Raw genomic sequence first — 22,408 nt, 5'->3', positions numbered from 1 at the left:
ATGAAGGGGCTGAATGCAAAACCTTTCAGCCACGAAGCGGTCCGGCAGAAGCTGCTGAGCGGTCGCGAGTCGTTGCAGCGCCGCTACCACGAGAACAGAAACGGCACAGCCCTGCTGCGGGATCACAGTCGCCTGGTAGACGGTATTCTCCGCCAGGTATGGCATGAAATGAACATACCTGGCTCCATTGCCCTGCTGGCCGTAGGCGGATATGGCCGAAGACAGCTTTTTCCCTATTCCGATATCGATCTGGTGGTATTGCTTCCAGACAAGGGGAATGCTGCCGAGGCGGTGAATAATGGGCTCGAGACCCGCCTCGAGTACTGGGTAGGATTGCTGTGGGACATCGGCCTGGATATCGGTCATAGCGTGCGCACGGTAGCGGAATGTGGCGAAGAGGCAGCCAATGACATTACCGTGCAGACCAGCCTGCTAGAAGCCCGCCTCCTTGTCGGCAGCCCCAATCTGTTCGATCGGTTCCTGCAAGTAATGGAAGCCATGCTTGCACCCCGGAAATTCTTCGTCGACAAACAGTTCGAACAGCAGCAGCGTCATAAGCGATACCAGGACGCCCCCTACAAGCTCGAGCCGAACATAAAGGAGAGTCCCGGCGGCCTGCGCGATCTGCAGAACGTGTTGTGGATCAGCCGTGCTGCCGGATTCGGAAAGACCTGGTCGGAACTGGCGAAAAAAGGCTTCATCACCCGCCGCGAGGCCAGGCTCATCCAGCGTCAGCAGGCGGTGTTGCAAGACCTCCGCATCCGGTTGCACTACCTTGGTGGCAGACGCGAAGACCGCCTGTTATTCGATTACCAGAATCCCCTGGCCGAAGAACTTGGCATCGCTGGGAAGCCACCGCGTCGTCCCGGAGAGATGCTGATGCAACGGTACTACCGTGCCGCGAGATCGGTGACGCAGGTCAATACCATTTTGCTGCTTACCCTGCATGCGGAAATTTTTCCGGATGAGGAGGCGGTAACAACGATCATCAATGAGCGGTTTCAGAAGCGCGGCGACCTGCTGGAGATACGCGACGAGGATATTTTTGAGCGAGATCCGGGCACGATACTGGAAAGTGTTCTGCTACTGCAACAGAACCCCGACCTGAAAGGCCGAAGCTTCGCCACGCTGAGAGCGATGTGGCGCTCGGCGCCGCTCATTACGGCCTCATTTCGCCGCGAGCCACGTCATTGCGCCATGTTCATGGAAATACTGCATCAACCTCGGGGACTGACACGCGAGCTCCGGTTGATGAACCGTTATGGCATTCTGGGGCGCTACATTCCTGCTTTTGGCCGGATTGTCGGCCAGATGCAACATGATCTCTTCCATGTATATACAGTGGATGAGCACATCCTGATGGTCGTGCGAAATCTGCGCCGCTTCATGGCACCGGCATTCGCCTATGAATATCCGCTCTGCAGCAGACTCATCAATGAATTCGAACGGCCTGAATTACTCTATCTTGCCGGACTGTTCCACGACATTGCCAAAGGTCGGCAAGGGGATCATTCCTTGCTCGGCAAGGTCGAGGCGAGGCGCTTCTGTGAACGGCACCGAATACCCGCAGAAGATGCCGAATTGGTCGTCTGGCTAGTGGAAAATCATTTGCGCATGTCCGCCACCGCACAAAAAAAAGACATAGCGGATATGGACGTCATTGCGGACTTCGCCACAAGTATGCGGGATGAGCGCCATCTCATCGCGCTTTATCTGCTCACGGTTGCGGATATCCGGGGCACCAGTCCCAAGGTATGGAACGCATGGAAAGGTAAGCTGCTTGAGGATCTGTTCCATCGCACCCGGCAGTATCTTTGCGGCGAAACGGCGCTCACCGACATTTCGCTGGAAAATCGCAAAAACAAGGTGCTGCAACTGCTGCATCCGGACGATGCAGCAATGCGCGCCTATGAGCGGTTCTGGTCTGGGCTCGATTCCAGCTATCTGATGATGCACGACCCCCGGGAAATTGCCTGGCACACCCAGCACCTGAGCCAGAGGATGAAATCACCGACACCGATAGTCAAAACACGCGCCGCCGAAACCGGGGCAGGGGTAGAGGTACTGGTTTATACGGCCGACCAGAAGGACTTGTTTGCCCGTATCTGCAGCTTTTTCGACCGTATCGATTACAATATTGTCCAGGCAAAAATCCACACGACCTGCGAGGGGTATGCGCTCGACAGTTTTCTGGTACTGGACCCCTTCAATGTTGCAAACCATGATCCGCGGGAGTTTCAGTTCATCGAGCAGGAGCTGACACAGCAATTGGAGCAGCAGGCTTTACTGGCAGCCCCTGTGAAAGGGCGCCTGAGCCGCCACCTCAGGCATTTTCCGATCACGCCGCAAGTCAGCATCGAGCCAGACGACAGTGGCGCCTATTATGTACTGTCCATCACGGCGGGCGACCAGCCCGGATTACTCTCGCGCATTGCGCAAGTGCTTGTGCGGTTTGGGTTGAACGTCCACAGCGCCAGGATAAACACATTGGGCGAGCGTGCCGAGGATACTTTTCTGATTACAGGAAGTATTTTGAGCGACTCCAGATCAGTGATCCAGCTCGAAGCAAACCTGATACAAGTGCTGCACACGTCGCCACAATCGGAGGCCTCCGAAAAAGCCCTCGGAAAACCTTCTGCCGAACACCGGATTACCCCGCGCTGACTCGCGCGGGTTCCTTATCGGATGCGGATGTCTTAGGTTGCAACTCGGCTTCCGAATATCCGAGATGGGCCCGTAACAGGTGTGCAGCTTCCACCATTTGCTTCAAAGCGGTCATGACTTCCCCCCATCCCCGCGTCTTCAACCCGCAATCCGGGTTGACCCATAATTGGTCAGGGTCAATCACCCCGCAGGCTTTCTCCAGCAACTCCAGCATCTCCCGCGAACGGGGAATCCGCGGGGAGTGGATGTCATAAACGCCCGGTCCAATCTCGTTGGGATATTTGAAATGGCCGAACCCGTCCAGTAGCTCCATGCGTGAACGTGACGTTTCGATCGTGATTACATCTGCATCCATATCGGCAATGGCCGGGAGAATGTCATTGAATTCCGAGTAGCACATATGAGTATGTATCTGGCTGTCATCCCTTACGCCCGAGCTGGCGACACGGAAGGCATGCACCGCCCATTCCAGGTATGCATTCCAATCGCGCTTTTTCAAGGGCAGGCCCTCGCGAAAAGCGGGCTCGTCGATCTGGATAATCGCAATGCCCGCCCCCTCCAGATCCACGACCTCGTCCCGAATGGCAAGGGCGAGCTGTAGCGCGGTGACGGAGCGTGGCTGGTCATCACGCACGAACGACCACATCAGCATTGTAACGGGACCCGTCAGCATTCCCTTGACCGGCTTCCCAGTCTGGCTTTGCGCATATCGAATCCAGTCAGTCGTCATGGGTTCGGGACGGTAAATATCCCCGTAGAGAATCGGCGGTTTCACGCAGCGCGAGCCATAGCTTTGCACCCATCCATTCTCCGTGAAGACATAACCCCATAGCTGTTCGCCAAAATACTCGACCATATCGTTGCGCTCGGCCTCACCATGCACCAGTACATCAAGCCCGATTTCTTCCTGTTTTCTGATCGCCAGCCGTATCTCTTCCCGCATCGCTTCAAGATATTGCAAATTGCCGAGCTCTCCTTTCCTGAAAGCCGCGCGCGCTTTACGGATATCTGCTGTCTGAGGAAATGACCCAATGGTTGTGGTAGGCAAAAGCGGAAGCTGTAGCCGCTCCCGTTGCAGTTTCTGCCTGATCTTGAACGGGCTCTTGCGCCGGCCATCCTGTTCAGTCAGGCGATTCAGACGGTCCTGCACCACCGGGTTGTGGATGCGCGATGATTCCCGCCGAGCCTGTCTGGCTGCGGTGGAAGCATCCAGTTGCTGGCGTATCGAATGTTCACCCTGATTCAGCCCTTGCCCCAGGATAGAGACTTCTTTTAATTTCTGTACCGAGAAAGCCAGCCAGTTCCTTATTTCAGGCTCCAGACTGCTTTCCAGTTCCAGATCCACCGGACAATGCAGAAGCGAGCAACTCGGCGCAATCCACAGTCTCTCCCCGAGAAGGGACTGGGCATGCGACAAAACCGAGAAGGTGGGAGCAAGGTCCGCTCGCCAGATATTACGTCCATCGATAATGCCCAAGGACAGCACTTTTCCAGCCGGGTAACCATCCAGAAAAATACCGAGTTGACCAGGGGCCCGGCACAAATCGATATGGAGGCCTTCCACGGGTAACTTCTTCAATCGCTCGGCATGATTGTTCACGCCATCGAAATAAGTCGCTAAAAGAATTTTAGGGAGTCGGGCAAGTGCCGAGCGGCTTTGTGCTTGCCCGTCTGCCGGTTCCCGCAAACCAGCATAAGCCTGATCCAAACCCCGCAGCCAATCCTCGTCCAGGTCGAGGGCCAGTACAGGTTCGTCGATCTGTACCCATTCCACGCCTAGCGATGCAAGCCGGACGAGAATATCGCGATATACCGGCAACAGTTGGGGTAACAAATCCAGGCGGCTGAATTCCTGTTCGTCCTGCCGGAGGACCTCTTTTCCAAGATACAGGTAGGTCAACGGCCCGATCAAGACGGCTTTAGGCTTGATGCCGAGCGCCTGCACTTCGGCAACTTCCCTGAAGAGTTGCTCGGAACCTATACGAAAGCAGGTGTGGGCATCGAATTCCGGGACGATATAGTGATAGTTGGTGTCAAACCATTTGGTCATTTCCATCGCAGGCTGATCGACAGTGCCGCGCGCCATGGCGAAGTACAAGTCCAGCTCTGTTTTACCCTTGTCTGCTCCGAAGCGTGCAGGTATTGCACCCAGCAGTGCGGTCATGTTCAGCATCTGGTCATAAAGGGCGAAATCGCCTACGGGAATGAGATCAATACCCTGCTCGCGCTGCAAAAGCCAGTGCCGCTTCCGCAATTCCGCTGCCGTGGTTTTGAGTTGCTCATCAGCGATATCGCCGTGCCAGTATGCCTCGAGTGCGCGCTTCAGTTCCCGTTGCGCGCCAATACGCGGAAACCCCAGGTTATGTGTCAGTGCCATGGTCATTCTCCTCTATCGTTTGGTCCCACTTCAATTGCAGCTCTGTGGAGTGACTGACGATTTTGTGGCAGACTTGGTTATGAATCAAATGAAATGTTGTAAAATATTAATGAATAGAATTCATAAATCTCTCTGTGACGATGGCTTCCCTCTCCCTGCTTGAACTTCGGCACCTCCGCACCCTCGCAGCCCTGGATGAAACAGGCAGCGTCTCGCGGGCGGCAAAACGCGTGCACCTGACCCAATCGGCGTTGTCGCACCAGATCAAAGTGTTGCAGAACCATTACGGCTTGCCGATATTGCGCCGCCAGGGACAAAGCATCGAACTGACCGAAGCGGGACAGCATCTGGTCACATTGGCGCGCAAGGTACTCGAGGAAATACAGGCTACTGAACGAAATCTTGCCAAAATGTCGGAGCATGCCTCGGGTAGCTTGCGCATCGTGCTGGAGTGCCACACCTGCTTCGACTGGCTGATGCCGCTGATGGACGCATTCCGCCAGAACTGGCCCGAGGTCGAACTCGATCTGGTTTCGGGATTTCACAGCGATCCCGTCCAGCTTCTGGAAGAAGGCAGCGCGGATGTGGTGATCGGATCGGAGCAGATCGAGCGACGCGGCGTCGTTCACCACCCGCTCTTTCGCTTCGAAATTCTTGCAGTGCTGGCGCCGGAACACCCGCTACGCGCGAAGAAAATCCTGCATGCACGCGACTTTGCCGGCGAGACGCTGATTACCTATCCAGTACCGGAGGAGCGTATCGATCTTATTCGCAATGTGCTGAAACCGGCAGGCGTTCAACCCGAGCGGCGCACAGCCGAGCTTACAGTGGCAATTCTGCAATTGGTCGCCAGCCGACGGGGCATTGCCGCGCTACCCAGCTGGGGACTTAAAAACTATGTCGAGCACGATTATGTGATCGCGCGACGAATTGGTTCGCAAGGGCTGTGGAGTGACTTGTACGTATCAACGCTGGCGGAAACCGCCACACGGCCCTATCTGCGCGATTTTCTGGTTACTGCAAGGAATACGTGCTTCGCAACGCTGGATGGAATCATTCCCCTGAAGCCGGCGGATCAATAGGCGCCAAACAGGTAGCAAGCCGAGGGGAAACAGCTGGGGAGAAGAAGTGCAGAAGAGGTATAAAGAGGCGGGATAGGCAGGCGAATACAAGCAGCAGCTGGGGTTGATCGGTAAACTGGCAGGCCCCCGAATGATGAAGGACCTGCCAGACAGAAGTTTCCCTGGAATTTCCTCAGTGCAGCGTGACCGGCTCCTCTTCTTCGCAGGCGAGATCGGCGCAATACTTCTCATAAACGCCGTCCAGGAACCCCCACAGCGCCTCGCATGCGCGCATGGTCGCTGCAAGCACCTCGGCCTGCTTCTCCGGGGAGTCCGCAAACCGCTCGATCAACATCCATTCGGCCTGGGAATGATACACGTCCGCTTCCTCGTGAACGCTGAAGAACTCGTAGCTTGAGGGATCGCTCATTCCGTAATATTTCTCCAGTCCATCAATTTTTACAGAAGCGATGGACGGCACCTGCGATTCAAAGGCATGCAACGCGGCAAGACCTGCGTAGAACGGCTGGTTCAGACAGATGTCGCGGAAGGTGGAAACCAGCCGTGCTGTTCCGGGCAAGGCAGAGGCCCGTGCGAGATCCTTATCGCTCGAACCCAGAGCCAGGGCGAAATTCTTCCACAGGGCCGGATGGTTCTTGTCGCCATGCTCTTCGCTGATGAGGTTGTTGAGCACTTCCTGGCGCACACTGATGTCGCCGCTGTTGTCTTCGCTATGAAAATGCGGCGTATTGAAATGTACTGCGCTCAGATAGGTCGGTTCGGCCAGCACATTGTGAAAATATTGTTCGGCATAACCACGCAGCTGCTCCTTGGTGAGCTTGCCTGCCGTCCAGGCCTGATAAAAAGGATGCTTCAACAAGTGCTTCGCATCAATGATGGAATCGACTTTTTGCTTGAAAGATGAGTGGGTTGTCATGGTTTTCCTCTAAAGCAGAGATGGTAATTCAGAGAATTTCCGGAGTAATCGGTTTGCATATCATCTACAAATAACGCGCGTAAGTCAAATTCGGTTCACTTTCTCGTACTGGAATCCTTCAATTTTTACCGTCTTTTGGCGTCGAAAAGAGCGTAATACTCATCAGCATCGGGGGTAATGACTTTATCAAGGTCTTGGCTCCGTCGCTGTGGCCTCTGGAAATTCTTAAATAAATGCGTGGCGTTCCGATACTCCAGGAGGAATCGAGAGTAAAGTGAATATGAGCGATTAAGAAAAGCTGATACGTCAGCAAAACTGTACCAGGTTAATTTAAGGAACCATATGTAATAACCTGCATTTATTCCCGTCAGCCTATTTGATCTTCAAGAATAAGTACGACTGACGGGACTCATGCTAGATCAGCGCCTTCTCGATGGGTCGGGTGACCGCCGGTGCTGCGGTGAGGGTGCAGCCGGCACTCGCCGAGATCATTGTTGCCACAGCCAGCCACTGCACCAGGGTCAGCTGTTCTCCTAAAATGAGATAGCCAGCGAGTGCGCCAATGGCGGGCGCGCTGCTGATGATGACTCCGAACATGCGGCTGCTTAGCCTCTCCAGTGCCTTCATTTCCAGTATGTAGGGAATTGCGCTCGACAACAATGCCACCACAAGGCCGAGCCATAGTACCGGGCTAACAAGGAGTTTCTCTCCCGCCATCACTACCCCGAAGGGCAGCGTTACTGCGCAGGCAATCGACATCCCCAGTGCCACCGCCGTCTTGCTTCCCAGTTCGGACGCCCGTTTTCCAAACAGGATATAGAGCGCCCAGCACCCGGCGGCGCCGAAGGCAAAAGCGATTCCGAAGGGATCCAGTCGTGCCTGGCTGCCGGGCCAGGGCATCAGCATCAGTAAGCTCGCCACAGCAAGCGCGAACCAGAAAAAATCCCGGATCGAACGCGAAGTCAGCAAGACAACCGAAAGGGGGCCGCTAATCTCGATCGCGATGGCTACTCCAATGGGAAGGCGCTCGATTGCCAGGTAGATAAGGAGGTTCATACTTCCTAGGGCAAGTCCGTAGAGTGCGAGGAAGGTGATTTGCCGTTTCGTCAAGGCAATCCTCCAGGGCCGTGAGATCGCCAGCAGGATCAAAGCCGAAATACCCGTCCTGAGCGCCGCAACCCCCTCGGGTCCAACCAGCGGAAAGAGGCTCTTTCCCAAAGCCGCTCCCAGATTGGTGGACAACTGAGCCACGACTATCGCCAGACCCGCAAAAGCTACTTTTTGATCCATCATTGCTGCCAATGTTTCCCCGGAGCATACGCGTCTTATGTTGAACTGTGCCAAGATTGTCAGACCTCGGCCTCCCGCTTTCCATTTGGGGGTTGAAGAAAGCAAAGGCGGAACTGACGTTGAGCGTATTGAGCTATCCCCTCGGCGCCTCATCAACATTCAGAGCGCACAAATGCTCAACACCTTGCGCTAATCTTGAAATGAGGAGATGTTTTTGAGAGATCCCTTAAATCTGGATGTCATCGAGGAATCGATGCATGACATATGCGTCAACATATCCTAGACTCTTATGCAAGAAAGCTTTAGGCAGTATTCCGACGATGGAAAATCCCAGCTTTTGCCACAACGAGACCGCTGCTTCGTTGGTGCTCACGACAAAATTGAACTGCATGGCCAGATAACCGGCTTTCTTTGCCTCACGCAGGCAATGCAGCCCCATCTCTCTTCCCACGCCTTTGCCACTGCAGCGCGGGTTTACCATGAAAGAGGCATTGGCAACATGCGATCCAAGGCCTCGCTGATTGGCAACGAACTTGTACATCCCGATGACTTGTCCATCATTTTCGGCCACATACGAAGTAATCCCTGGTGCAAACCAGTACGCAAACGCATCGGGATAACTGGTTTCTTCTGCAAAGACATAAGTTGTTCCGGGCGCTATTACGGCCTGGAAGATCGGCCACATGGCGACAAAATCAGATTCAACAGCTTGACGAATGTTCATCTTTCAAAGAAAACCTGATTGTAGGGGTTTGCAATTATCCGATAAGACTTGCAATCAAGGTATCACGATAGCGCCAAAAGACATACGAGATAGGGGGGATTCGCCGCCTATTCTCGAGTGTTTATCCCAGCTAACCCTCTTCCCGGTTATCCCCGGGCGGGCTTCCGAATGGCCGCCAGAACTCGTTGCTGGTACAATCCTGATGAGCTATCAGGTGCAGGAGTCGTACCAGGATTTCGCGCCTTTCACTCAGGCCACGCGCCTTCATTTTGCAAGCCTTTTATCGGGCTGAAGATTTATTCAACGCTTTTCTTAGCTGAAACGCGGCTTTATTTTCTCAAGCAGGGTTGCCATGGATGAGCAATCGAGCCTGCTGGCGCTGTTCACCAGCAGCTTTCTTGCTGCCACGTTACTTCCGGGCGGCTCGGAAGCAGTACTATTTGGCGTGCTGACAGCCTACCCCGAGCTTTATTGGTCTGCTCTAGGACTTGCTTCAATTGGCAACACCATGGGGGGCATGAGTTCCTATGCGATAGGCCTCTTGCTGCCCGATGAGAAGACTCTGCTTAAAAGATTGGGGGGGAGCACGCGGGGTTTGATCTGGGTGCGCAAATATGGCAGCCCGGTCCTGCTGCTCGCCTGGGTGCCTATCATTGGGGATGTGCTATGCGTGGCAGCGGGATGGCTTCGGATTAACTGGATATCGACCATGCTGTTCATGGCCGTGGGAAAGTTCGCCCGGTACTGGGCCATCGCGGCTGCGATCAGCCTATAGGCAATCTATGAACGAGCTATGGTCGCTTCAGTCCCGCTTCCTGAGGTCCAAGCTTCATTGATGGACTCAGGGGACGGCCATTGGACAGCATTCCCCTCGCCGATATCAATCAATGATCAATTTACCTGGATTTACTTTGCTTCGGCACTTTCCAGCAGCTTCTGCAGCTCACCGCTCTGGTACATTTCGGAAACAATGTCCGAGCCGCCGATAAACTCTCCATTAACATAGAGCTGCGGAATGGTAGGCCAGTTTGAGTAATCCTTGATGCCCTGGCGGAATTCCGGTTCGGCGAGCACATCCACTGCGAAAAGATCATCCACGCCGCAAGCGTTGAGGACTTTTACCGCGTGGGCCGAAAAACCGCATTGCGGGGCTGCGGGCGAACCTTTCATGTAGAGCACCACGGGATGCGTGGTGACTTGTTGCTTGATGATTTCCTGCGTATCCATATCTGACTCCTCAAAAAAACGTTAGCTCTGCAAATCGGATTATCGAGGGAAAGCCCTCCAAGAGCAGGCAATTCTTCAATATATCGTATTATTATCGCATTTTAGCAGCTTCTTCCCGGAAACTCCTAAACCATCCACCGCTTACCCGCATTATTCCAGCGAGATCGGGATGGGAGAACACCTCTGTGAAACCTGCTTCCCTCAGGAGGCGTCTACAGGCTTCCGCCTGATCGTAACCGTGCTCCAGCAGCAGTGAGCCCTCGGGCACCAGATGAGCGGGAGCGGAACCAATGATCAGCCGGATGCAACCAAGACCTTCTCCTTGGGCTACGAGTGCGATCTGCGGCTCGAAGCGCAGGTCGCCCTGGGCCAAATGAGGGTCGTCCCCCGCTACATAAGGCGGGTTGGATACGATCAGATCGAAGCTTTCGCCAATCACCCCCTCAAACCAGTCTGCCTCGATAACGCGCACATTCCTCAGCTTGAATCGCGCGGCGTTGGCGTTGGCAACGACGACCGCGGCGGCTGAAACATCGACTGCGGTAACCTCTGCCAGCGGTCGATGCTTGGCCAGGGTCAGCGCGATAGCGCCGCTGCCCGTCCCCAGATCAAGTATCCTGCAGGGGCGCTGCGGAGGAATCCGCGCCAGCGCGAGATCGATCAATAATTCGGTTTCGGGTCGGGGAACAAGTACCGCAGGCGTGACGTTGAACTCCAGACTGTAGAACTCGCGCCTGCCCGTCAGATAAGCAACCGGTTCGCCCAGGGCGCGCCTGTCTGTCAGCAGGTAAAACGCTTGCGTCTGCTCAGTGGTCAGTTTCTGCTCGGGATGAGCAAGAAGGTAAGCAGGATTTACGTTGAGCACGTACTGCAATAGCATCCGCGCGTCGATATCGGCAATGTTCCGGCGGGATTGCCTCAGCGCTTCGAAAATTGTGAGGGACGACACCGGAACGGGGAATCTACTCCGCCATTGCCGCCAACTGCTCGGCCTGATGCTCGGCCAGCAACGCGGAGCAAAGCTCGTTCAAATCCCCATCCATGATCTGTTCGATCTTGTACAGCGTCAGATTGATGCGGTGATCCGTTATCCGCCCTTGGGGAAAATTGTAAGTGCGGATACGTCCTGAACGATCACCCGTACCTACCAGGGACTTGCGCGTTGCCGCCTGTTTGCTTTGCTGCTCCTGCATCTGCTTGTCGCGGATGCGCGCAGCCAGCACGCTCATCGCCTGCGCCTTGTTTTTATGTTGGGAACGGCCATCCTGGCATTCGACCACGATTCCCGTCGGCAGGTGAGTGATGCGCACGGCAGAATCAGTCTTGTTGATATGCTGCCCCCCCGCTCCGGAAGCGCGAAAAGTATCGATTCTCAGCTCGGCAGGATTGAGCGCGACATCCTCGATCTCGTCTGCCTCTGGCATCACCGCGACGGTGCAGGCGGAAGTATGGATGCGTCCCTGCGTCTCGGTCGCTGGCACGCGCTGCACCCGGTGCCCACCCGATTCAAACTTGAGTTTGGAATAGGCACCTTCACCGCTGATTTTGGCAATGATTTCCTTATACCCGCCGACGTCGGAGGGGCTTTGCGAAATGATTTCCACCTGCCAGCGCTGGCGTTCAGCAAAGCGGGCATACATGCGAAACAGGTCCGCCGCAAACAGCGCGGATTCGTCTCCCCCGGTACCGGCCCGGATCTCCAGAAAAATATTGCGCTCATCGTTCGGGTCTTTGGGCAGCAATTGCTTCTGCAATTCCGCGCCATAACGTATCAGCCTCTCTTTGGCATCCCTTATCTCGGCATCGGCAAACTCGCGCATTTCCGCCTCAGCAGCCATTTCCTGCGCGGTATGAATATCCTGCTCGCTTTGCAGATAAGCGTGATACAAGTCGACCACGGGCGCAATCTCCGCACGTTCGCGCGCCAGCTTGCGGTAGTGATCGAGATTGACCGTGATGCTTTCGCTGCTCAGCAGACGATTCAACTCCTCCAGGCGCACGCTGAGTTGCGTGAGCTTGGCAGCTATACTTTTGTTCATTCTGAGGGATGAAGGTGATACAGGCGGCTGATCAGGTCGACTAGATCGTCACGCTCGTCCTCAGCGGCATGGTTGAGCGCGTAGGAGGGTAAATGGAGAAACTTGTTGGTAAGCCCGTTGCTCAGGGATTCGATAATTTTCTGCGGATCCTCCCCTTTGGCCAGCAGTTTTTTTGCCCGTTCCAGTTCATGGCGTCGGTAACGCTCCGCCTGGTCGCGCAAGGCGCGTATGGTGGGCACAACGTGGCGCGATTCCAACCAGTGCATGAAATTGACCACATTCGAGTCGATAATAGCCTCTGCCTGCGCCACCGCTCCCTGCCGGGAATCGAGGCCTTCCTTCACGATATCGGCAAGATCATCCACCGAATAGAGGAACACGTCATCCAGTTCCGCCACCTCGGGCTCCACGTCCCGCGGCACGGCCAGATCCACCATGAAAATCGGCCGGTGCTTGCGTGCCTTGATCGCCCGCTCCAGCATGCCCTTGCCAAGAATGGGGAGCGTGCTCGCGGTACAGGTGACGACAATATCATGAAGCGCCAACTGGTCGGGAAGTTCGTTCAGGGTGATGACTTGTCCGTTCAACCGATGCGCCAGGGCCTGCGCCCGCTCGACAGTCCGGTTGGCGACGGTAATGCGTTTCGGATGACGGGCAGCGAAATGGCTCGCACATAGCTCGATCATCTCGCCCGCACCGATGAATAACACGCGCTGCTCGCCGATGTCCCCGAAAATGCGCTCCGCCAGCCGGGTGGAGGCCGCCGCCATGGAAACGGAATTTGTCCCGATTTCGGTGGAGCTGCGAACCTCCTTCGCAACAAAAAAGGTCCGCTGGAACAGCTTGTGCAATAGCATGCCGAGCGTGCCTGCATGCTCAGCCGATTTCACTGCATCCTTCAACTGGCCAAGTATCTGCGGTTCGCCCAGCACCATGGAATCCAGTCCGCTGGCAACGCGGAAAGCGTGCTTTACAGCCTTTTCCTTCGGCAACCTGTAGAGATACGGCTCAAGCTCACGAGTCGGCAACCGGTGAAAATCCGCCAGCCAGTGGGTGGCTTCGTCCGGCTTATCGGTACTGCAATAGACCTCGGTGCGATTGCAGGTGGAAACAATCGCCGCCTCTCTCACCGGACGATGGCTTACCAGATCGTGCAGCGCATGCTCCATCGCGTCCGCGGGGAACGACACCTGCTCGCGCACATCGAGCGGCGCGGTCTGATGGTTGATGCCAAAGGCAAATAACTGCGTCGAAGACACGTTAGCTCAGTACCGGCTGAATTTTAAAATTTCGTGATTATAGTATTACAAGCATTTGAATACCAACAATTGGAAGAGTTTCGGATCCAGAAAAAAATATGGGAACAGTGTCAAGTGGGATCACCACCTGCATCAGAGGGAAACTTCAGGATTGATCAAGAGGGCAGAGCTGCAAGCTTTTTCAATGCTGTTACTCCGCCACCCTCAGAGCGGGCATCATTCGCAACCTGAGAATCCTTTCCCGGTTACTTCCCGGTTCTCCGGCTCGAGTTGTCAAAGCATCTTGAGTGAAACTTTTTAAATGTGGCATACCGAACAGTATAAGCTGCTAAAAGACGTTAATCTGATTTCCAATGCCGTAACGATTTACTTACTGAATAACGGCAAATCCTCTTCAATTTAGAAAAAGGAGATCGAATTATGAATAAGGATCAAGTGAAAGGAACCGCGAAGGACATCGTAGGAAAAGTTCAGGAAGAGGCCGGAAGGGCAGCAGGAAGTAAAGAACATGAGGCTAAGGGCCTTGGCAAACAAGTTGCCGGCAAGGCACAGAAAAAATATGGAGATGCCAAGGAAGCCGTGAAGGATGCGGCGGACAAGCTTTAAATTAACTTCCAAACATCCCCTCCCGCTCGACCAAAAACCCGCAAAGCGGGTTTTTGGTTATTTGCTTCAGCCTGCAAGCCTTCTTTTTTCTGAAGAAAACCTACATCACTTCCAGAGTTGTTGGCTTATTGGCTTCAATGTCTCCAATAAAAATGAATCGACATATCTCAGGGGATCAGGGCAGAATGCCCCATCCACTTCGCTCGTTTTTCACTTTCCTGCTGGCGCCTCTTGATAGAGGTCATAGATACTGCCGAGCGGTCCTATACACATTATAAATTCTGTAACAAACCGTCCATACAATCGGTGCTTGCATTCACTTTAAGGAGTCCCGATAAATGGCCAAATATGTTCCCTATGTAAGAACCGAACAAGGTTACATAGAGCGAAGCTCTTACGCTATTTTCAACTCCCCGGATGGTAATTCCAGCAGTTGCCTGGCTCCCTATATACATGAAGAACAACTTGTCGGATGGCCTGAATCGAAGGTGTACTGGGCTGCTAAAGTTGGACCAAGCGTGGGCCTGGCTCCACTCGATCTCTGTCCGGATTACATTGCCGGCCGATAATAGGTCCACAATAAAACCGAAGCGATGGCATGTCAGCAGTACGTGAAGCGGAGTTGTTTATTCCTTCGAAGATAGCTTTTCGCTGAGCTCTTCAAGAAAACCTTGCTGCCCAGGACGGATGCGCCGCTTTCCTTCGGGAATGTCAAACCACTCCGCCCGATCCACCTCCGGGAACTCCCGGATTCTGCCGGAGCCTTTCGGCCATTCCATGCTGAAGGCATTTGAGATCAACCCGGAAGGGTCCCAATCGCTTTCCGTAGCCCAGGCATCCACCCGCTTTCCGCTCGGTTGCTTGCGCGACGTGAGCGGAAGGAAGGGCCCTGATGGACGATGCCCGGTTTCCTCAAAAAACTCTCTTAACGCAGCCTGAAGCGGTTCTTCATCCTCCTCGTATTCGCCCTTTGCAATCGACCACGCGCCGAGATCCTTATTTTTCCAGAACGGACCTCCAGGGTGGACAAGCAGAACCTCCATCCGGCCATTCCGTCTGCGATAGGGCAGAATACCCGCGCTTTTCTTACTCATGCTGATGATGGTCCGACTGCCCGCTACAGGATCAATCCGAAGAGCGTCTTGAAGTGGCTTAAAGTAGTTAAGCGAAAAACATGCCGCCTATGCCAAGGGTCCAAAGAAGTGCGATCAATCGTTCTTTCCTTGGAAGAAGAAGCGGCTATATATAAATTTAACCGTTGCTCCCACGCCGTACCTCGTTGTCCCGCTTCTGGAAATTAACAGAAAGCAGGGCAACTTAGGTCGCTAGTTCATGGTTCATGGTTGACGCTGGTTCTCGTCTTTATCGTTCTTCTCCTTTGCCGTGCAATCATCCATTTCGTAATACAAGCCAATCTCTGGTAGTTTCAAGACGAATTTATGCTTGCCGTTCGCTGATTTCACAAATGGCTGGTTTTGAACGAAATCGATTCTCTCGACTGCGAGACTCTTTTGGATACGCTCCTTATAGGGCGCCCAGTCTGTATCCATGTCATGAGTATGGAGATTGACAACAAGCGTGTGCCCGTCATAGGCGACTTGAAAAGCTGTAATTGTCTGAACTTCCCGAAACAGGTGAGTAAAAAACTCGGAATGGACAGTATTGCCCGCCTGATCAGAAATAACGTCATTCGATCGCCCTATTACGGCCGCAATCAGAGGAAATCCTCTGCCGCACGAACAGGGTTCATCCGCCATCGTTATCAAGTCGCCCGTATCATACCTGGGCAGAAAAAGTGCTTCATTTGATATATCGGTGGAAACGAGACGCCGGTCTTCCAGCACTTCAAAGTAGCAGCGGTCAGTAATCAAATGAAACCCTTTCCTCTGCTCGCATTCATAGGCCGATATTCCCGCATCGTGACATCCATATTGACTGAAGCAGGGAACGCCAAATGCGCGTTCAATAGTCTCGCGCATGCCGGGAGTCAGATTTTCGGCAGTAGTTACTATTCCTCTCAGAGAAAAGCTCGGGCGGTCAGGCATTGAAAGCAAATATTCAGCGAGTTCCTGAACGGCTGATGCATAGCCATATAAAAGACGGTATTTACCTCGTGCTATCTCTCTGGCATAAATATCCAACATCTTCGCACTCATTTCGAACGCTGAGAAAAGGCGCGCGTTCATTATTCCATAATAGATACTCTGCTTGATTCCGGAGGTAAAAAGAGATGAGCCTGCCAGGATAGCCACGGGCTCCCCCAGATGATATCCAGCGGTTTGCCAACTCAGCAGGATACCGGCCCAGAGATAAGATTGGGATTTGACTCCAGTGACGTAAACAAAAGGCTCTCCCGTTGAACCCCCTGTTTTCTTGCGAAAAATCTTCCCTCCATAGCTTCTGTTCAAAAGGGATTCTCTATTTTCGTTTATGAATCTTTTGTCGATGACAGGAAATTCTGTAATAGATTTATGTTTCCTGTAATAAGGCACCTCCCTCATCGAATCGAGGTATGCTTCCAGCATTTTCTTTTGACGAAACCTGATAACCTCCTGCGATTCAAACTGGACTCCCTCCAGTTCTTTTAACAGCATTAAGGATTGCGTACCTCTCATTAGATCGAGCAGTTGGAAGCGCGCCCTGCCAAACCACTTCTGAACAAGAGTATAGTCAAAGCCTACCATCGTCGTTTCCTGCTCTACCGAAACGAGGCATAACTGATGCCTCGCATTGCACACCCGTAGAATCTTCTCCTTTCCATGCTCCTCCTAACCATTGTCATTGGTTCTATATCATACATCGGCCTGCTCTATCTAAATAGATGCGAATCGCCTCCCATCCCCTCCGGTTTCGTGGAGGTTCTGCTTTATGCTAAAAGCCAGGGGGAAGCAACTGAAGAAATGTCTTACAAATCCGCCGGTTCCTTTGATGATATTGATATCAAAAAAAAGAGCGTCCGCTCGGGACGCTCAAATGTGAATAGTTTTTCTCGTTCCTAGGATTTTGCCGAGTTGAAGTTGCCCAGGAGAATCAGGTCGCCCGGCACGCCACAACTGCTGAACGAGATGTAGTTGTTCGATGGGAACAACAGGTTTTTCAGCGCGAATACCGAAATGGAATCGAACTGGATGGACAGCTTTTCCGCAATCTGCGTCGGCACCTGGCTCTGTATTTGCTGATTGACCTGCGCGGCCAGATCGTCAGAGCCGCTAGGTCCTCCTCCCGACAAGTGACCACTGACCACAACTCCCTGACCGGAAGTCTTGATCTCGATGGTCTGGTTGCGCCCGCTTCCACCCACACTCAGCGGCAACGCAGCTTTCACCTCGATTGTCACGTCCGTTGCCAGCCTGGAATCGCTGCAGCGGGGGTCGCAATTCCACAAGCAGGGATAGTACGACGTGCAGGCACGCTGGTTGTATTGCAGGGATTGCCCGCGCGACCCGCTGTAATACATTTGCCCGTTTGGCTGCACGACAATGGCGGTGTCCGCCAGCGACCAGGAGACGTCGTTTCCGCCCGGAATCGAGTAGGTATACTGGGTGATCGATCCACTGCCATGACCGCTGCTGGTGGACGAGGTGTGGTTGAGTTTGCTCAAGTCCACGCTGCCGGTGACGCTGGCACTGGTGAATTTAGCCGACCACGCCTTGGCTGAACTGCCTGGATCGACCCCTTGCAGCGCCCAGCCATTGTTTCTCAAGCTTTGGGGAAGCACATCCTTGAATATCAGCGCCGAGCGGACGATCATGCTGTTACTCTGACCCTGCGGAATCGGCTCAGGGATATTGTTCAGAAAAGCCTGGGAGTAATTCAGCGCCGCCCGTCCTCCGGTCATAATGAAGAGCTGTAGCATCTCGTTATTGCCGGGTGTCTGAAGCGGCTTGAAGATAAAATCGCTTGGCTTGAGTGACTCCAGTGTGGGAATAGCGGTCAGGTCGAGCTGATTGATCAGGTAGACCACAGGGTTATTGACGAAGTATTCCTTCACCGCCTTGTTGAATTCCACCTTCGTTGCGTCGCTCAGATCGATGTTGCTGATCGAGAACGTTCCCTCCTTCATGTCGAGCTGCACTTTCAAGACGTTGTGATTGCTGTTGTCAATCTTGACCGTTCCTGCCACCTTGGCCAGTTGAATCACCGCCGTCAGAGTTTCGCCGCCGATCGATTGGGGGGCATCGCACTGTTCAGGGAATGAACCCACTTTCGAACAGCGCTGCACTGAGCCGTTCAAAACCTCCATTCTCAGCATCGCTGTATTGTTGTTATTGATGCTGAAATTTAGAAGGGGGTAGCCGTATTCGATGGTAAAGCGATTGATCACGGTCACATCGCCCGGGTATTTCTCCGAGGTGTTGACAACGATTCTGTTTTTGTAGGTCGTGTCCTTTTTCAGGGCTTCGTACTGGTCCTTCAGCGCTCTGTTGATCTCTTCCAGATTCATGTTGAACACTACATCCCAGCCGTTGGTGCAGCTTCCCTGAGCATACATCTGCTTCAGCAACGTATCTGCGGAGGGCAAGGTTGGAGCTGGAGCTGCAGCAAGCAGCGGGCGGAAACCTTCAGCTGCCGGGGCCGCAAGCACCGGGGGCAAACCTGATGCGAGCAGGCGGTTCAAGGCGCGGCGCTGCATGACTTTCTGCGCATCCGCAATTCTTGCTTCCAGCACGAAGGACAACCGGATCGTCAAACTATCGCCATCGAACCGCAGGCCCTTGTTCGTGCTCGTGTTCGGCAGCGAAATCTCCCAGATGGAAAAGGGCGTCACCCGGCTTACACCTTCAGACCAGGATTGCCCCCCGTCGGAAAACCTGGGCGAGTTGTCCTGGGCGTTATAGTTGTATATGCGCTCGCGCCATGGCGTGCGGAATGTCAGTGGATCGCGATGAAGGTTGCGGTCATGAAAGGGGGTTCCGCTATAAGCCAGGCGCAGCAGATAAGTACCACTTTCAGTCGACCTGACACCTTCCACGGAAGCAACCACGGAAACGATCCTGGCGTTGACGTATTGGTAGAATGCCGGCGCATCCAGGAAAATGGTGGTGCGAAAGATATTGCCGCCAGTCAATTCCTCTGGCTTCACCCCTTCGATAACATATTCGATCGGCCTGGTTCGTGTGACCTGATACTGGGCGAGCAGGGATTTGGCTTCCAGCGTGGCGGCTTTCTGCTGAACCACCGCGGCACTGAATTTCAGCAGACTGTACGCCAGCACGGGTGTGGCGGGCTGAAGGTTGGCGTATTGAAGCGCCAGGTCCTGCATCAGGAATGCCTTGGCAAGAATTGTGAGCATCTGGTTCTGGATGAATGTCAGGTGCCCGGTCAACGCCACCAGATCGATTGCGGAACGGTCCAGATCCTTCACCTGGGCAGGATGCAGCTTCTGCTGCAATTCCTCCAGCCGTTTTGCCTGACGGCTGTTGATCTCTTTCTGCTTCTGATTGGTATAGATGTCTCGTTGCAGGGCGTGTAATGCGGATTCAGCGCTGGTTACAGCCTTGCCGCGCAGCACCATCGTGGCAAAAGCCGCTTGCAGCCTTGCCTTTTCCGGTTTGATGTCCGGCCCAGATGCCATGATCTGGTTGAACTGGATCGACATTTCGTCCCAGGAAAGCATCGATGGATTGCCGAACTGCGCATCATCCAGATCATCCAGCGCGTGCTGGGCGTTTTCCAGAGCATTGGCACCGGTACTCGCGCCGGTATAGAGCTTGGACAGGGCGTTGAGCACATTCAGCGTCTTCTGGATGCGTTGCACGGTGAGGCCAAGATCTTTCACTGCGGAGATGGAGGATGCCGGAATGGCGATGGAAGTGCCAAGGCTGAACAGATTGGTGGCCACTTCCAGGCCGAACTTGATCGCTTCCATGGTTTGCCACTGCTGCACCGCGGATTTATATTTCTGTACCGCCAGGTTCACTTCTCCCTGGGCTTCGAACAGTGAGGCGCGTAGGTCGTTGATCTTGTTCTGCTGCTGGTCGGCCTCGGTCTTGCTCTGGGCAATCAGCGAATCGTAGAATCCTTCCAGGTCTCTCTGCTGTTCGGCATTCGCCTTGATCACATCGCTGACCAGTTCACCCGACTTGATGATGTTCTCATTGAGCGTCCTGCCGACATCGATCACCCTTTCTTCCAGGCGCCGAGTGGCCATGCGCTGTTCGTTTTGCGCCACCTGCAGCTGTATCCTGTCCAGATAGCTGAGTATGCTTTGCACATACTGCTCGTAGTCTGTGTAAGGCAGAATCGGAACGAAACTGCCATATTCCGGATTGATGGCGTAGCTGGCGAGATCCATCGCACGGATGCGCAAGGCGATCAGCTCTTCGCTACCGCTTGCGCCTGATAGAAATTCCGCCAGCCAGTTCAGATAATCGCGCACGAACTGCTGGAGACAACCATTGGCTTTGCCCGACTGGTCACTGATGACCGCCTCGGCAAATGTCATGGAAAACTGAAGACTGTTCACAAGCAAAGGTACCGCCTCAGCGGGAGGCACAACACGCACGTCATCCGCGACAAAAGGCACTGCCTCCGGACCTTCGCCTTCCAGGTCGAACCTGAGCCCATCCACGATGACACTGTAGCGTGAACCGGAACGGTTTCTGATTGCCAAGGCACCCAGAAACTCATCACATCCCAACTGCAGGGATTCAAATGCTTCATCCGCCAGGGAGATCGCCCTGGGTTGGCCTTGCACCCGCATATCCAGCACCTGCCCGAACAGTCGCACTTTTTTTCCGGGCACCTCGGTGGTTTTATTGCTGCTCACGGACAATACGTTGGCAAGAAGGATGAAATCCTGCACCTCTTCGGCAGCCACGAGTTGCATGTCTGCGAGATCCAGACGTGCCTTATACGCATTGACAGTGGGATTGGCAAGGAATGACACGACCCCGGCGGTATCCTGTGGCAGCATGCGGACGAAATCCCGCTGGTCATAAATGGAAAAATTAGGCTGTATCGTCGTACGGTACTTCTGCGCCATCGCGCCTTTGAAGATGCGCTGCCAGATCAGCCCGCGCTTCTGCTCGATCATCACGCTCAGGCTGGCAAGCCGCACACCTATCACCGTCTGCTGGGCGAATTCCTGCTGGAGATCGGCAAACGACAAAAGGGAGTTGACGTTGAACAGCGAGAACACGCTGTTCTTTTTTGACCACAGCTTATCCAGCCAATCGCCCCGCTCCAGGGTCGAATTGAAGACAGCGGAATTACTCAGGCAAATGATATTTCCATACTCTTCCACATAGCCGAAGATACCGGCCGCGCGGTCGGTCGTAAACTGGACAAAATTTTGCGAACCATGACCCGATAGCGGATTGCTGCCGTCCGCATAAGCCGACTTGATCCGCGCAAACTGTTCCGGCTGATAGGCAAACACCTGAAGGATGGTATCGCCCAGCTCCACACCGGAAACATAATGGGTGCCAAATTCGCGGAAAGAATCGAGGACCTTGTTGGCATCATCCTTTGTTAGTTGATCGCCGTAATCCTGCAGCCGGCTGCGCCCGGCATGCCGCAACCTGGTCGAAGCCGAAGTGAAGGCAGAGGTGAGCCCATACTCGGGATCGGGCTGACGGGGACGCGCGTGTACCAGAATGCCGCCCACCTCCGACGCATGGTTATCCGCTCCATCCACCCTTACCAGTTTGACCAGCGCATAACCTAATCCCGGCTTCGTCAAATCCACCCCGATGGTTTTTGAAAGTATTTCCAGGGAAGCCCGGCTGCCAACAGCACCCGCGAGCAAGGCGCCCGGCCCAAAGGAAGGAGCATCGATGTCGCTGGAAGGCTTGACGACCTCATACGGAATCAGCTCATCCAGCAACTCCAGGGCCGTTTCATGCAACGTAATCGCAGGGTAAGACCACGAGCCCCGGTGCTCGACCGGCCCCACGGGCTTTAAATCCATCGCCTGATGTTCGGCGGAATAGAGGATGTTGAGCAACCTCTTCTGCGGCTGCCAGTTCGGGTTAAGACCACGAACGAGATTGGTGGAAAAACCAATGCTGAAGTCCCGATTATTATTCATGATTTATGCATATCCCTGAAAGATTGGCGATGAGGATCAAACAGGTGATTCCTGCTTGAAGAGGAAGAGGCTGGTACGGCTGAGCCAAAAGGATATACAGACCGTTAGCGCTTCAAGACTCGGGAATAGGGGCAGATTGGCGCTCTATTCGAGATTTTGCCGATTTGGTTTTTTAATGGCGGACTTTGGGGG

At 54.0% G+C, this 22,408-nt stretch carries 16 protein-coding genes; 4 read left to right on the top strand and 12 right to left on the bottom strand.

Translation table 11 applies throughout. From position 1 onward, the window contains the following. Complete coding sequence (locus tag BMW46_RS05595; RefSeq protein WP_074705849.1) at positions 1-2,664, top strand: [protein-PII] uridylyltransferase; 2,664 nt, start codon at positions 1-3, stop codon at positions 2,662-2,664. On the opposite strand, the gene metE is transcribed toward BMW46_RS05595, so the two are convergent. Then, on the bottom strand, positions 2,651-5,041 hold the full coding sequence (gene metE / locus BMW46_RS05590; RefSeq protein ID WP_074705846.1) for a 5-methyltetrahydropteroyltriglutamate--homocysteine S-methyltransferase: 2,391 nt from the start codon (positions 5,039-5,041) through the stop codon (positions 2,651-2,653). The two genes, BMW46_RS05595 and metE, sit on opposite strands and share 14 nt — an antisense overlap. A 140-nt stretch (positions 5,042-5,181) precedes the next feature. Between metE and BMW46_RS05585 the strand changes: the two genes are divergently transcribed. After that, positions 5,182-6,123 (top strand): LysR family transcriptional regulator, encoded by a 942-nt coding sequence (locus BMW46_RS05585; protein ID WP_218141759.1) that lies wholly within the window; start codon positions 5,182-5,184, stop codon positions 6,121-6,123. Between the two features lie 172 nt (positions 6,124-6,295). On the opposite strand, the gene BMW46_RS05580 is transcribed toward BMW46_RS05585, so the two are convergent. The 4 genes from BMW46_RS05580 to BMW46_RS15545 form a co-directional block, all read right to left on the bottom strand. Then, positions 6,296-7,039, bottom strand: a complete 744-nt coding sequence (locus BMW46_RS05580) for a 4-aminobenzoate synthase (protein WP_074705844.1) — start codon at positions 7,037-7,039, stop codon at positions 6,296-6,298. 414 nt (positions 7,040-7,453) lie between these two features. Then, positions 7,454-8,332: an EamA family transporter gene (locus BMW46_RS05575; RefSeq protein WP_256376968.1), complete on the bottom strand. Its 879-nt coding sequence runs from the start codon at positions 8,330-8,332 to the stop codon at positions 7,454-7,456. A gap of 223 nt (positions 8,333-8,555) precedes the next feature. Then, the gene (locus BMW46_RS05570) at positions 8,556-9,053 is read right to left on the bottom strand and encodes a GNAT family N-acetyltransferase (protein ID WP_074705839.1); all 498 of its coding nucleotides are present in this window, start codon (positions 9,051-9,053) and stop codon (positions 8,556-8,558) included. A gap of 130 nt (positions 9,054-9,183) precedes the next feature. Next, entirely contained in the window at positions 9,184-9,321 is a 138-nt protein-coding gene (locus BMW46_RS15545; protein WP_218141758.1) for a hypothetical protein, read from the bottom strand. Positions 9,322-9,405: 84 nt separating this feature from the next. Here BMW46_RS15545 and BMW46_RS05560 point away from each other — a divergent pair, with 84 nt between their 5' ends. Next, entirely contained in the window at positions 9,406-9,828 is a 423-nt protein-coding gene (locus BMW46_RS05560) for a YqaA family protein (protein ID WP_074705835.1), read from the top strand. 131 nt (positions 9,829-9,959) lie between these two features. Here BMW46_RS05560 and grxD read toward each other — a convergent pair whose 3' ends face one another. From grxD to hemA, 4 genes are all read right to left on the bottom strand, one after another. Continuing rightward, positions 9,960-10,280: a Grx4 family monothiol glutaredoxin gene (grxD, locus tag BMW46_RS05555; protein WP_074705832.1), complete on the bottom strand. Its 321-nt coding sequence runs from the start codon at positions 10,278-10,280 to the stop codon at positions 9,960-9,962. A gap of 91 nt (positions 10,281-10,371) precedes the next feature. Next, positions 10,372-11,229 carry a peptide chain release factor N(5)-glutamine methyltransferase gene (prmC, locus tag BMW46_RS05550; RefSeq protein WP_074705830.1) on the bottom strand — a complete coding sequence of 286 codons (858 nt, stop codon included), beginning with the start codon at positions 11,227-11,229 and terminating at the stop codon, positions 10,372-10,374. A gap of 13 nt (positions 11,230-11,242) precedes the next feature. After that, on the bottom strand, positions 11,243-12,319 hold the full coding sequence (prfA, locus tag BMW46_RS05545) for a peptide chain release factor 1 (protein ID WP_074705827.1): 1,077 nt from the start codon (positions 12,317-12,319) through the stop codon (positions 11,243-11,245). Beyond that, positions 12,316-13,578 carry a glutamyl-tRNA reductase gene (gene hemA / locus BMW46_RS05540; RefSeq protein WP_074705824.1) on the bottom strand — a complete coding sequence of 421 codons (1,263 nt, stop codon included), beginning with the start codon at positions 13,576-13,578 and terminating at the stop codon, positions 12,316-12,318. The genes prfA and hemA overlap by 4 nt, the downstream gene beginning before the upstream one ends. Positions 13,579-13,998: 420 nt before the next feature. On the opposite strand from hemA, the gene BMW46_RS05535 reads away from it, so the two are divergent. Then, positions 13,999-14,184, top strand: a complete 186-nt coding sequence (locus tag BMW46_RS05535; RefSeq protein ID WP_074705822.1) for a CsbD family protein — start codon at positions 13,999-14,001, stop codon at positions 14,182-14,184. A gap of 626 nt (positions 14,185-14,810) precedes the next feature. On the opposite strand, the gene BMW46_RS05525 is transcribed toward BMW46_RS05535, so the two are convergent. The 3 genes from BMW46_RS05525 to BMW46_RS05510 form a co-directional block, all read right to left on the bottom strand. Further along, positions 14,811-15,278, bottom strand: a complete 468-nt coding sequence (locus tag BMW46_RS05525; RefSeq protein ID WP_074705810.1) for an NUDIX hydrolase — start codon at positions 15,276-15,278, stop codon at positions 14,811-14,813. Positions 15,279-15,521: 243 nt separating this feature from the next. Next, complete coding sequence (locus tag BMW46_RS05520) at positions 15,522-16,868, bottom strand: phenylacetate--CoA ligase family protein (protein WP_074705805.1); 1,347 nt, start codon at positions 16,866-16,868, stop codon at positions 15,522-15,524. Between the two features lie 311 nt (positions 16,869-17,179). Next, entirely contained in the window at positions 17,180-22,216 is a 5,037-nt protein-coding gene (locus tag BMW46_RS05510; protein ID WP_074705799.1) for a hypothetical protein, read from the bottom strand. Positions 22,217-22,408: the final 192 nt, after the last annotated feature.

The organism is Nitrosospira multiformis (assembly GCF_900111585.1).
Taxonomy (GTDB): Bacteria; Pseudomonadota; Gammaproteobacteria; order Burkholderiales; family Nitrosomonadaceae; genus Nitrosospira; species Nitrosospira multiformis_B.
The sequence above is the reverse complement of the archived record's forward strand: the minus strand, read 5'-3'. Positions and strand labels throughout refer to the sequence as shown.

What these genes read in the sequence shown, in the direction of transcription:
- BMW46_RS05595 (WP_074705849.1), top strand. Translation starts at nt 1, where the DNA reads ATGAAGGGGCTGAATGCAAAACCTTTCAGCCACGAAGCGGTCCGGCAG.
- metE (WP_074705846.1), bottom strand. Translation starts at nt 5,041, where the DNA reads ATGGCACTGACACATAACCTGGGGTTTCCGCGTATTGGCGCGCAACGG.
- BMW46_RS05585 (WP_218141759.1), top strand. Translation starts at nt 5,182, where the DNA reads ATGGCTTCCCTCTCCCTGCTTGAACTTCGGCACCTCCGCACCCTCGCA.
- BMW46_RS05580 (WP_074705844.1), bottom strand. Translation starts at nt 7,039, where the DNA reads ATGACAACCCACTCATCTTTCAAGCAAAAAGTCGATTCCATCATTGAT.
- BMW46_RS05575 (WP_256376968.1), bottom strand. Translation starts at nt 8,332, where the DNA reads ATGATGGATCAAAAAGTAGCTTTTGCGGGTCTGGCGATAGTCGTGGCT.
- BMW46_RS05570 (WP_074705839.1), bottom strand. Translation starts at nt 9,053, where the DNA reads ATGAACATTCGTCAAGCTGTTGAATCTGATTTTGTCGCCATGTGGCCG.
- BMW46_RS15545 (WP_218141758.1), bottom strand. Translation starts at nt 9,321, where the DNA reads ATGAAGGCGCGTGGCCTGAGTGAAAGGCGCGAAATCCTGGTACGACTC.
- BMW46_RS05560 (WP_074705835.1), top strand. Translation starts at nt 9,406, where the DNA reads ATGGATGAGCAATCGAGCCTGCTGGCGCTGTTCACCAGCAGCTTTCTT.
- grxD (WP_074705832.1), bottom strand. Translation starts at nt 10,280, where the DNA reads ATGGATACGCAGGAAATCATCAAGCAACAAGTCACCACGCATCCCGTG.
- prfA (WP_074705827.1), bottom strand. Translation starts at nt 12,319, where the DNA reads ATGAACAAAAGTATAGCTGCCAAGCTCACGCAACTCAGCGTGCGCCTG.
- BMW46_RS05535 (WP_074705822.1), top strand. Translation starts at nt 13,999, where the DNA reads ATGAATAAGGATCAAGTGAAAGGAACCGCGAAGGACATCGTAGGAAAA.
- BMW46_RS05525 (WP_074705810.1), bottom strand. Translation starts at nt 15,278, where the DNA reads ATGAGTAAGAAAAGCGCGGGTATTCTGCCCTATCGCAGACGGAATGGC.
- BMW46_RS05520 (WP_074705805.1), bottom strand. Translation starts at nt 16,868, where the DNA reads ATGGTAGGCTTTGACTATACTCTTGTTCAGAAGTGGTTTGGCAGGGCG.
- BMW46_RS05510 (WP_074705799.1), bottom strand. Translation starts at nt 22,216, where the DNA reads ATGAATAATAATCGGGACTTCAGCATTGGTTTTTCCACCAATCTCGTT.